General features: G+C 73.0%; 10 protein-coding genes and 1 riboswitch. Of the genes, 4 read left to right on the top strand and 6 right to left on the bottom strand.

The window, feature by feature from the left end:
• Positions 1-118: 118 nt before the first annotated feature.
• From VR45_RS11185 to thrC, 3 genes are all read right to left on the bottom strand, one after another.
• Positions 119-322, bottom strand: coding sequence for a cold-shock protein (locus VR45_RS11185; RefSeq protein ID WP_030289665.1), 204 nt, complete (start codon positions 320-322; stop codon positions 119-121).
• A 585-nt stretch (positions 323-907) separates the two neighbouring features.
• Positions 908-1,183, bottom strand: a complete 276-nt coding sequence (locus VR45_RS11180; protein ID WP_030393672.1) for a ubiquitin-like small modifier protein 1 — start codon at positions 1,181-1,183, stop codon at positions 908-910.
• 52 nt (positions 1,184-1,235) lie between these two features.
• Entirely contained in the window at positions 1,236-2,516 is a 1,281-nt protein-coding gene (thrC, locus tag VR45_RS11175) for a threonine synthase (protein WP_045939552.1), read from the bottom strand.
• An 18-nt stretch (positions 2,517-2,534) separates the two neighbouring features.
• A riboswitch (SAM riboswitch) is annotated at positions 2,535-2,666 on the bottom strand.
• A gap of 150 nt (positions 2,667-2,816) precedes the next feature.
• Between thrC and VR45_RS11170 the strand changes: the two genes are divergently transcribed.
• Together VR45_RS11170 and VR45_RS11165 are read left to right on the top strand one after the other, a co-directional pair.
• Positions 2,817-3,824: a glucosyl-3-phosphoglycerate synthase gene (locus VR45_RS11170; RefSeq protein ID WP_045939551.1), complete on the top strand. Its 1,008-nt coding sequence runs from the start codon at positions 2,817-2,819 to the stop codon at positions 3,822-3,824.
• A gap of 50 nt (positions 3,825-3,874) precedes the next feature.
• Complete coding sequence (locus VR45_RS11165) at positions 3,875-5,353, top strand: trehalose-6-phosphate synthase (RefSeq protein WP_045939550.1); 1,479 nt, start codon at positions 3,875-3,877, stop codon at positions 5,351-5,353.
• Here VR45_RS11165 and otsB read toward each other — a convergent pair.
• Both otsB and VR45_RS11155 read right to left on the bottom strand, forming a co-directional pair.
• A complete protein-coding gene (gene otsB, locus VR45_RS11160) occupies positions 5,328-6,179 on the bottom strand; it encodes a trehalose-phosphatase (RefSeq protein ID WP_045939549.1) in 852 nt (283 codons plus the stop codon). The genes VR45_RS11165 and otsB overlap by 26 nt on opposite strands.
• Before the next feature lie 55 nt (positions 6,180-6,234).
• Positions 6,235-6,558, bottom strand: coding sequence for a DUF3263 domain-containing protein (locus VR45_RS11155; RefSeq protein ID WP_078896422.1), 324 nt, complete (start codon positions 6,556-6,558; stop codon positions 6,235-6,237).
• A gap of 103 nt (positions 6,559-6,661) precedes the next feature.
• Between VR45_RS11155 and VR45_RS11150 the strand changes: the two genes are divergently transcribed.
• Entirely contained in the window at positions 6,662-7,012 is a 351-nt protein-coding gene (locus VR45_RS11150) for a cupin domain-containing protein (RefSeq protein ID WP_045939548.1), read from the top strand.
• Positions 7,013-7,061: 49 nt separating this feature from the next.
• Here the strand turns inward: VR45_RS11150 and VR45_RS11145 are convergent, their stop codons facing one another.
• Positions 7,062-8,345, bottom strand: a complete 1,284-nt coding sequence (locus VR45_RS11145; protein ID WP_234325938.1) for an extracellular solute-binding protein — start codon at positions 8,343-8,345, stop codon at positions 7,062-7,064.
• A gap of 369 nt (positions 8,346-8,714) precedes the next feature.
• On the opposite strand from VR45_RS11145, the gene VR45_RS11140 reads away from it, so the two are divergent.
• A complete protein-coding gene (locus tag VR45_RS11140; protein WP_045939547.1) occupies positions 8,715-9,659 on the top strand; it encodes an ROK family protein in 945 nt (314 codons plus the stop codon).
• The last annotated feature ends 89 nt before the right edge of the window (positions 9,660-9,748 follow it).

Raw genomic sequence — 9,748 nt, 5'->3', positions numbered from 1 at the left:
CCGGCACGGCGGCGGACATGACGGCGGGCCCGTACGACCGAGGTCGCACGGGCCCGCCATGAGAATCAAGAGGTGCACCAGCCGATGGGCCGAGCAGAACTCCCGGGTGTCGGAAAGGTCAGACCGCCGCGCGGACCATGTCCGCCTGCGGACCCTTCTGCCCCTGAGAGATCTCGAACTCGACCCGCTGGCCCTCCTCAAGGGTGCGGTAGCCGTCCATCTGGATCGCGCTGTAGTGGACGAAGACGTCCGCACCACCGTCGACCGCGATGAAGCCGTAACCCTTCTCCGCGTTGAACCACTTGACGGTGCCCTGAGCCATTCCGAACTCCCCTAGTGCTGTGCTGGCCCTTCACGCGCCCGCAGGTCTGCGGGCCCGGGTCTGGTTGGAGGCCGGCCCGGGGAACCCCCCCTGGGCACAGCCGCGCACGCCACAATCCTCCCGATGACGCCGAACGGCATCCGGCGAACGGGCGATTGCGTCGACCGCGGCTGAATGTATCCGGATCGACGCCCTCTGCAACAGGGTCAATGGCGGGGAATTCACCCGCGGCACCGTCGGACAGGACGGGCGCAATCGGGAGAAAATCCTGCATTCTCCGCCGGACATAGCGGACGTATTACCCGAAATCCCCGCCAGAATTCTGACACCGGCCTGACATGTATCCAGGTCCCGGGTCCGTCCCGGCTCTCGCCGGACGGGAGCCGGCGGTGGTGGCGGTGCGGTGGATTCGTTCCCGGACCAGGGTGACGGGCGCGCCCTGTTCCCGGTCCAGCGACACTTTACTCCGCCCGGGACCGAAGATATTCCCGCCAAAATACGCGCGGCCGTCCGCGGCACGGAATTCCGTGCCGCGGACGGCCGTGGACGACGCGCCCGCCCCGGGGGGAACGGACCGCCCGCGGATCACCCGCCGGCGACCGCCGGGATGATCGAAATGTTCGCGCCGTCCTTGATCTCCGTCTCCAGGCCCTCGGCGAACCGCACGTCGTCGTCGTTCACATAGACATTGACGAAACGGCGCAGCTTGCCGGTGTCGTCGAGGATCCGCGCGGCGATCCCGGCGTGGTTGCGCTCCAGGTCGGCGATCACCTCGCCCAGCGTGGCGCCCTCGGCGGGCACCTCGCTGACGCCGCCGGTGTAGGTGCGCAGGATGGTCGGGATGCGGACGTTGGCGCTCATGGGGGGGTCTCCTCGGTTTCGGGCGCTGAGCCGGTCGATCAGGGGGGCGGGATCAGGCGGAGGCCAGGCCGGCGCCCCGGAAGGCGTCCAGGGTCGGCCGGATGACGGCGGTCATGCCCGCCTCGGAGACCGCGTCGAGGGTCTTCAGCCCGTCACCGGTGTTGATGGCGACGGTCTCCTTCGACGGGTCCAGCTGCCCGGTCTCGATCAGCTTCTTGAGCACGCCGACGGTCACGCCGCCCGCGGTCTCCGCGAAGACGCCCTCGGTCCGGGCCAGCAGCCGGATCGCCGCCACGACCTCCTCGTCCGTGACGTCCTCCACCGCGCCGCCGGTGCGCCGGGCGATGTCCAGCACGTACGGGCCGTCGGCCGGGTTGCCGATCGCCAGCGACTTGGCGATGGTGTCCGGCTTGACCGGCCGGATCACGTCGTGGCCGGCCTTGAAGGCCGCCGAGACCGGCGAGCAGCCCGCCGCCTGGGCGCCGAAGATCCGGTACGGCCGGTCCTCGACCAGGCCCAGCTTGATCAGTTCCTGCAGCCCCTTGTCGATCTTGGTGAGCTGGGAGCCCGAAGCGACCGGGATCACGATCTGCTCCGGCAGCCGCCAGCCGAGCTGCTCGCAGATCTCGTAGGCGAGCGTCTTGGAGCCCTCGCCGTAGTACGGCCGCAGATTGACGTTGACGAAGCCCCAGCCCTCGCCGGCCGGGTCGCCGATCAGCTCCGAGCAGAACCGGTTCACATCGTCGTAGTTGCCCTCGATGCCGACCAGCTCGCCGCCGTACACCCCGGCCATCACGACCTTGCCCTGCTCCAGGTCGTGCGGGATGAACACGCAGGACCGGAAGCCCGCCCGGGCCGCCGCCGCGCCGACCGCGCCGGCCAGGTTGCCGGTCGACGAGCAGGAGAGCGTGGTGTAGCCGAACACGCGGGCCGCCTCGATGGCGCAGGCCACCACGCGGTCCTTGAAGGAGTGGGTCGGGTTCCCGGAGTCGTCCTTGATGTGCAGCTGACCGGTGAAGCCGAGCTCGCGGCCCAGGTTGTCCGCCTTCACCAGCGGGGTCCACCCCGGGTTGAGGTTCGGCTTGGTCGCCACGTCGGCCGGGACGGGCAGCAGCGGCGCGTAGCGCCAGATCGACGCCGGACCGGCCTCGATCCGCTTGCGCAGCTCCTCGGCGCCCTCGCTGCCGAAGTCGTAGGAGATCTCCAGCGGACCGAAGCACTCCAGACAGGCGAAGCTGGGACCGAGCGGGAACCGGGTGCCGCACTCGCGACAGGACAGCGCGGTGGCGGGGCCGAGGTCGACGGTGACGGGTGCGGCGGTGTCGATAGCCATGATGGGCGGAGGCCTCTCTCCTCATCTTCCCCGTGACGCGGTCGCGCCCGGGCCGGAATTGGCACCTGTCCCGCCGGGGCGTGAAGCCGACCGTGCGAGAAGGTTGCCGGGACGTCAACGGGCCGTTCCCTCAGTCCCTCTGGATGAGCTCTGTGAAGTTGTGGGTTGTGCTCAGCGGCGACCCCGGCGTGCGAAGGTCCGATCGCTGTACGAAGACTGTATCCGAAGGCGTCGGTCCCGAACGGGACCGTCCGCCACGCGAGATGACCCGTCCCAACCGATCCCGTCGAGGAGAGCACCGTGCCCGCCGAACCGACCCCCGCGCTCCTCCCCGAGACCGCGTCCTGGCTGCGCCGGCGCTCGTGGACCGCGGCCGACCGACCGGTTCACACGCTCCCGGCCGCCAAGCGCGCCCTCGGTCCGGCGGGCACCGTCAGCGTCGTGCTGCCCGCCCTGGACGAGGAGGCCACCGTCGGCGAGATCGTGCGGGTCATCCGGCGGGAACTGATGGAACGACTGCCGCTGGTGGACGAGCTGGTGGTGGTCGACTCCGGTTCCGTCGACGCCACCGCCGAGGTCGCCGCCGAGGCCGGTGCCACCGTCGTCCACCGGGACGCCATCCTGCCCCGGCTGCCCGCCGCCCCCGGCAAGGGCGAGGTGCTGTGGCGTTCGCTGCTGGTCACCCGCGGCGAGATCGTCTGCTTCGTGGACGCCGACCTGCGCGAGTTCGACCCCGCCCTGGTCTCCGGCATCATCGGCCCGCTGCTCACCGAGCCGGACATCCACCTGGTCAAGGCGATGTACGACCGGCCGCTGGAGACCGACGGCGCGGTGGTGCCGGCCGGCGGCGGCCGGGTCACCGAACTGGTCGCCCGTCCGCTGCTCAATCTGCACTGGCCGGAACTCGCCGGTTTCGTCCAGCCGCTCGGCGGCGAGTACGCGGCCCGCCGCTCACTGCTCGAACGGCTGCCCTTCCCCACCGGCTACGGCGTCGAGCTCGGCCTGCTCGTCGACGCCCTGGAGACGGCCGGACTGGACGCGCTCGCCCAGGTGGACGTCGGCATCCGCCACCACCGGCACCAGGACGCCCAGGCACTCGGCCGGATGGCGGCCACCATCTACCGCACCGCACTGGAGCGGCTGGACCGCACCCACCGGCTGAAGGCCTCCGCCGACCTGGTCCGCCCGCTGCTCACCCAGTTCACCCGCGACCCGCTGACCCGCGCCTTCACCGCCCACACCCACCCGGTCACCGCGACCGAGCGGCCGCCGATGCACACCGTGCCCGAGTACGCCACCCGACACTGAGGACCCGTCCCGCGGGTTTGCCGCCCCGGAGCCCCGGCAACCAACCAACCATGGGTGATCTCACGACCGAGCGTTCGAATCCGACCGGCGCCGCCCCCGTCCTGGTGGCGTCCAACCGGGGGCCGGTGTCCTTCGGCACCGCGGACGACGGCACACTGACCCTCCGCAGAGGCGGCGGCGGACTGGTCTCCGGACTTTCCGCGATCGACGACCCGGACGCCGTCTGGGTCTGCGCCGCCCTCTCCGACGCCGACCGCCGGGCCGCCCGCGAGGCCCCGGACGGCCGGCTCGACCGGGCCGGCCACGACGTCGGCGGCCAGGCCGTCCGGATGCTCGGCATCGACCCGGAGACCTTCGCACGCGCCTACAACGGCATCGCCAACTCGACCCTCTGGTTCGTCCACCACCTGCTCTGGAACACCCCGACCGCCCCCGTCTTCGACGCCGGCTTCCGCACCGAGTGGGCGGCCTACACCGCGTACAACACGGCCTTCGCCGAGGCCCTCGCCGCCGAGGCCGCCCCCGGGGCCGCCGTCCTGGTGCAGGACTACCACCTCTCGCTCGTCCCGGCGCTGCTCCGCGCCGCCCGCCCCGATCTGCGGATCGGCCACTTCTCGCACACCCCCTGGGCGCCGCCCGAGTACCTGCGGCTGCTGCCCGACGACATCGCCGAGGCCGTCCTCACCGGCATCCTCGGCGCCGACCGGGCGGGCTTCCTGACCCGCCGCTGGGCGCTCGCCTTCGCCGACTGCTGCGAGCGGTACCTCGACGCGGAGGTCGACCGCGAGGCGCTCACCGTGACGTACGCGGGCCGCACCACCGCCCTCGGCGTGCACGGCCTCGGCGCCGACGCCGACTTCCTGCGCGAGCGGGCCCACCGGCCGGACGTCGACGAGCGGCTCGCCACCCTGCGCGCGACCGTCGGCGACCGCCGCACCGTCGTCCGGGTCGACCGCACCGAGCTGAGCAAGAACATCGTCCGCGGCTTCCTGGCCTACCGGCACCTGCTGCGCACCCGCCCGGAGTGGCACGACCGGGTGGTCCACATCGCCTTCGCCTACCCGTCCCGCACCGACCTCGCCGAGTACCGGGCCTACACCGACCAGGTGCGGGCGCTCGCCGCGGAGATCGAGGCGGAGTTCGGCACCCCGGACTGGCGGCCGCTGGTCCTCCACGTCGACGACGACTTCCCGCGCTCGCTGGCCGCCTACCGGCTGGCCGACGTGGCCCTGGTCAACCCGATCCGGGACGGCATGAACCTCGTCGCCAAGGAGGTCCCGGTGGTCTCCGACCAGGGGTGCGCGCTCGTGCTCTCCCGGGAGGCCGGCGCGCACGCCGAACTCGGCCAGGACGCGCTGAGCGTCAACCCCTACGACATCGTGGCCACCGCCGAGGCGCTGCACGCCGGGCTCACCATGCCGGCCGAGGAGCGGGCCGACCGCTGCAAGCGGCTGGCCGCCGCCGCGACGGCGCTGCCGCCGCAGCAGTGGTTCCTGGACCAGCTCAACGCCCTGCGGCCGGGCGGCTGAGCTCCTCCTCCAGCGCGACCAGCAGTTCCACCACGCCGGCCGGGCCCGGGACCACCAGGTCCGCCCGGTCGGCGAGCTCGCGCACCGGCGCGTCCCCGACCGCGCCGCTGCACACCAGCAGCCCGGCCAGACCCTCCGGGCGCAGCCCCTCCACCGCCGCGAAGGCCGGCACGTCCCCCAGGTCGTCGCCCGCGTAGAGCACCGAACGGGCCCCGCGCTCGCGCAGCAGCCCGGTCAGCGCCGCCCCCTTGTCCACCCCCGGCGGCCGCAGCTCCAGCACCAGCCGGCCCGGCTCCACCACCAGCCCGTGCTCGGCCGCCAGCCGCTCCATCGGCGCCCGCAGCAGCTCGAACGCGGCCGCCGGTTCGGCCGTCCGCCGGGTGTGCACGGCCACCGAGCGGCCCTTGTCCTCCACCCAGGTGCCCTCGGGCGCGCCGAGCGCCGCCAGCCGCTCCGCCAGCTCCGCCCGCACCGCGGCCACGCCCGGGTGCGGCGGCGGCGCGGTCAGCCGGCCGTCCTCCCAGCGCTCCGCGCCGTAGTGGCCGAGCACCACCACCCCGTCGATCCCGGCCAGCCCGCCGTACTCCACCGCCAGGGCGGCCGGCCGGCCGGTCACCACCGCGACCGCGCCGACCAGCGGCGCCAGCGCGCGCAGCGCGGGTGCCGCGCCGGGGTCCGCCCTGGCCCGGTCCGGGTCGGGGACGATCGGGGCGAGCGTCCCGTCGAAGTCGAGGGCGATCACGGCGTCACGGGGCGCGGCGAGCAGCGCCGCCAGCCCCGCGCGCCCGGCATCCGTCAGCGGTCGCGTCATGTCGGAAAGGCCCATGTCCGGCACCGTACCCAGCCCGGGCGGGGGCCACCCGTCGGGCGGGGGCGGCGCCTCAGCGGGCCGCCCGGCGGGCGTCGCGGACCCGGCGCAGCCGGTTGACCAGCACCGGGGCGTGCGCCAGCGCCTCCGGCCGGTCCAGCAGCCCGTTCAACAGCTGGTAGTACCGGGTGCTGGAGAGCCCCAGCTCCTCCCGGACGGCCCGCTCCTTGGCCCCGGCCGTCCGCCAGCTCCGGGCCTCCAGCGCCAGCACGGCCCGGTCCCTGGCATCCAGCCCGGCCGGAGCGGCCGGGCCGGTCTGCTGCTCCGACCCGTCCTGCTGCCCCGGACCGTCCGTCCGCTCCGGTTCCGGCCGCGCCGCTTCCTCGTCCGCGCCCATCCGGGCCCACCTCCGCCCATCACTACGGAGTGTCATTCTCCCCCGCGGACCCGACACACCCTGCCCGCTGCGCCGCCCCGGTCCGCCGACTAGCGTCGCCCCCATGACCAGCATCCCGACCGCCGCCTTCGCCCTGCACGTCCCGACCGCCGAGCTCGAACCCGACCCGCTCGACCCGGCGCAGATCGTCTCCGGCACCCCCGAGGTGTCCGGCCTGGTGCTCTCCGAGTCCGCCTCCGGCGAGTCGGGCATCTGGCAGATCACCCCGGGCGTGGTCACCGACACCGAGGCGGCGGAGGTCTTCGTGGTGCTGAGCGGCCGGGCCACCGTCGTGGTCGACGGCGGCCCGGTGCTGGAGCTCGGCCCGGGTGTCGCCGGGGTGTTCCAGGAGGGCGACCGCACCACCTGGACCGTCCTGGAGACGCTCCGCAAGGTCTACGCGATCACCTACTGACCACCTGCAGACCACCTACCGGCACCGACGCCGGTCGGCCGGGCCCGGGTCACTTGCGGATCCGGGCCGCCTCCTTCACCGCCGCCTGCTGGAGGTCCTCCAGCACCGGCTTGGGCTCGGCGGTCGCCGCCGCCCCGATGCCGGTCTTGATCCGGTTGGAGACCTCGGCCCAGGCCGGGTCGCCGAAGGGGTAGAAGCTCGCGTTGCCGAGCCCGGCCGCGAACTGCTTGAGGTCCGCGTGCTTCGGATCCGCGGTCATCGTGTCGAACGCGTCCTGGGTGACCGGCAGCAGGTTGTAGGTCTCGTCGAACTTGAGCTGGTTCTCCTTGGTGTAGACGAAGGAGAGGAAGCGGCGGATCTCGTTCTTGTGCCCGTTGGCCTTGAACGCCATCATCCAGTCGGCCACCCCGAGGCTGCCGGTCTTCGCCAGGCCGTCCTTCTTGGGGATCGGGGCCGTACCGAAGTCGATCTTGCCGTTGGTGGCCATCCGCAGCAGCGTCGGGTGGCCGTTGAGCATCGCCACCTTGCCGGCCGCGAAGTCGCTGTACACCGGGGTGCGGTTCATCTTCCCGGGCTCGGGGTACGTCAGGCCGGTGGCGACCAGGTTGCTCCGCAGCCAGCTGAAGGTGGCCTGGTTCTTGTCGCTGTCGATGGTGTAGTTGCCGACGTCGTCGGAGAGGCTGCCGCCGCCGCTCAGCGTCCAGAGCATCGACTCGGCCGGCGCCTCCTCGGGCCCCAGCGGCAGCCCGTACGGGGTGACGCCCGGGACCTTGGCCTTGATCTTCTCGGCGGCCGCCTTGAGCTCGTTCCAGGTGGTCGGCGGCTGGGCGATGCCGGCCTTCTGGAAGATCGCCTTGTTGTAGAAGAGCACCCGGGAGGAGGAGACGAACGGGATGCCGTACTGCGTGCCGAGCACCTGCCCGGCGTGCGAGAACGACTCCATGATGTTGGCCTGGGTCTCCAGCGAGAGCACGTCCGAGGCGTTGTACAGCCGGTCCGCGGCGGCCTGGTCGGCGAAGCCGCCGGTCTGCAGCAGGTCGGGGGACTTGCCGCTCCTGACCAGCTCGTCGACCCGCTTGCCGATGTCGGTCCAGCTCGCCACCTCGACGTCCACCTTGATGCCCGGGTTGGCGGCCTCGAAGCGGCGGGCGACGTCGTCCCAGTACAGCTTGGAGCTGGTGTCCGCGCTCTCGCCGTAGTCGGCTGCCACCAGCCGGAGGGTGACCGGACCGTCGTCCTGGCCGCCGCAGCCGGTGAGCACGAGGGCTCCGGCCAGGGCGCCTGCCATCGCGACGCCGAACAACCGGGTGGGGACCTGGGCGCGCCTGTCCAACGCGGGTACCGCCTTCGGGGGGATCCTGCTGAGGGGAAACGGACCGGATCGGGGGAGATCCGGCCGGGGGGAGGCCGCAAGGGTGCCAAACCGGGCATGCGGTGGTCCAGACCTCAGGCCCCCGAACGCCGGGTAGTTATCGAAGTGCGGGATTTGTTGCACACTGCGCAACAAAATCCGCGAATCCGACCTCTTGAACGCCCTGCCGCGCCCTGTCACACCGTGTCGCGCCCTCCCCGCGACCCGTCCGGCGGCCCGCGCAAAGTGCCGCATCCCGCACACTTCTGCGACAAAGCTCACCCCTTTGGACCAGACCAATGCGACAACTGGACTAGACCTCTTAGACCGGACCGGGGGAAACTGTCCCCCGTGAAGCACGTCATCGCACTCGATGTTGGCGGCACCGGCATGAAAGCCGCGTTGCTCGCCCAGGACGGCTCCGTGCTGTTCGAAGCACGACGCCCGACCGGGCGGGAACACGGCACGGACGCCGTGGTCGCCGCCATCCTCGACTTCGCCGCCGATCTGGCGGACGAGGGCCGCGCCCGCTTCGGCGTCGCGCCCCTGGCGGCGGGAGTCGCCGTCCCGGGGACGATCGACGAACAGCGGGGCATCGCGGTCTTCTCCGCCAACCTCGGCTGGCGCGACCTGCCCCTGCGCACCCTGCTGGGCGGGCGGCTGGCCGGCCCGGGCGGTGCGATGCCGGTCGCCCTCGGCCACGACGTGCGCTCCGGCGGTCTCGCCGAGGGCCGGCTCGGGGCCGGCCGGGGCGTCGACCGCTTCCTCTTCGTCGCCCTCGGCACCGGTATCGCCGGCGCCATCGGCATCGACGGCCGGATCGAGGCCGGTGCCCACGGCTACGGCGGCGAGATCGGCCACGTGGTGGTCCGCCCCGGCGGCCCCGCCTGCGGCTGCGGCGCCCGGGGCTGCCTGGAGACCCTCGCCTCCGCCTCCGCCGTCTCCCGCGCCTGGGCCGAGGCCGTGGGCGACCCCGACGCCGACGCGGCATCCTGCGCCGTCGCGGTGGACGCCGGGGACCCGCGCGCGGTCGCGGTCTGGCAGCGCGCGGTGGACGCCCTGGCCGACGGCATCGTGCTCGCCCAGAGCCTGCTCGACCCGTCCCGGGTGATCGTCGGCGGCGGGCTGGCCGAGGCCGGGGACACCCTCTTCAACCCCCTGCGGGCGGCGGTCACCGAGCGGCTGACTTTCCAGATGCCCCCCGAGGTCGTACCCGCCATGCTCAAAGACACCGCCGCGTCGCTGGGCGCCGGCCTGCTCGCCTGGGATCTGCTCTCCATGGAGGTGACCGCGTGACCGCGGACCGACTCGCACTGTCCGGCGCCCGGCTGGTCCTGCCCGGCGGCGTGGTCGAGGGCGACCGTCTCGCCGTCGAGGGCGAGCGG

Origin of the sequence: Streptomyces sp. NRRL S-495 (genome assembly GCF_000966955.1) — a bacterium.
GTDB classification, from domain to species: Bacteria; Actinomycetota; Actinomycetes; order Streptomycetales; family Streptomycetaceae; genus Kitasatospora; species Kitasatospora purpeofusca.
The sequence above is the reverse complement of the archived record's forward strand: the minus strand, read 5'-3'. Positions and strand labels throughout refer to the sequence as shown.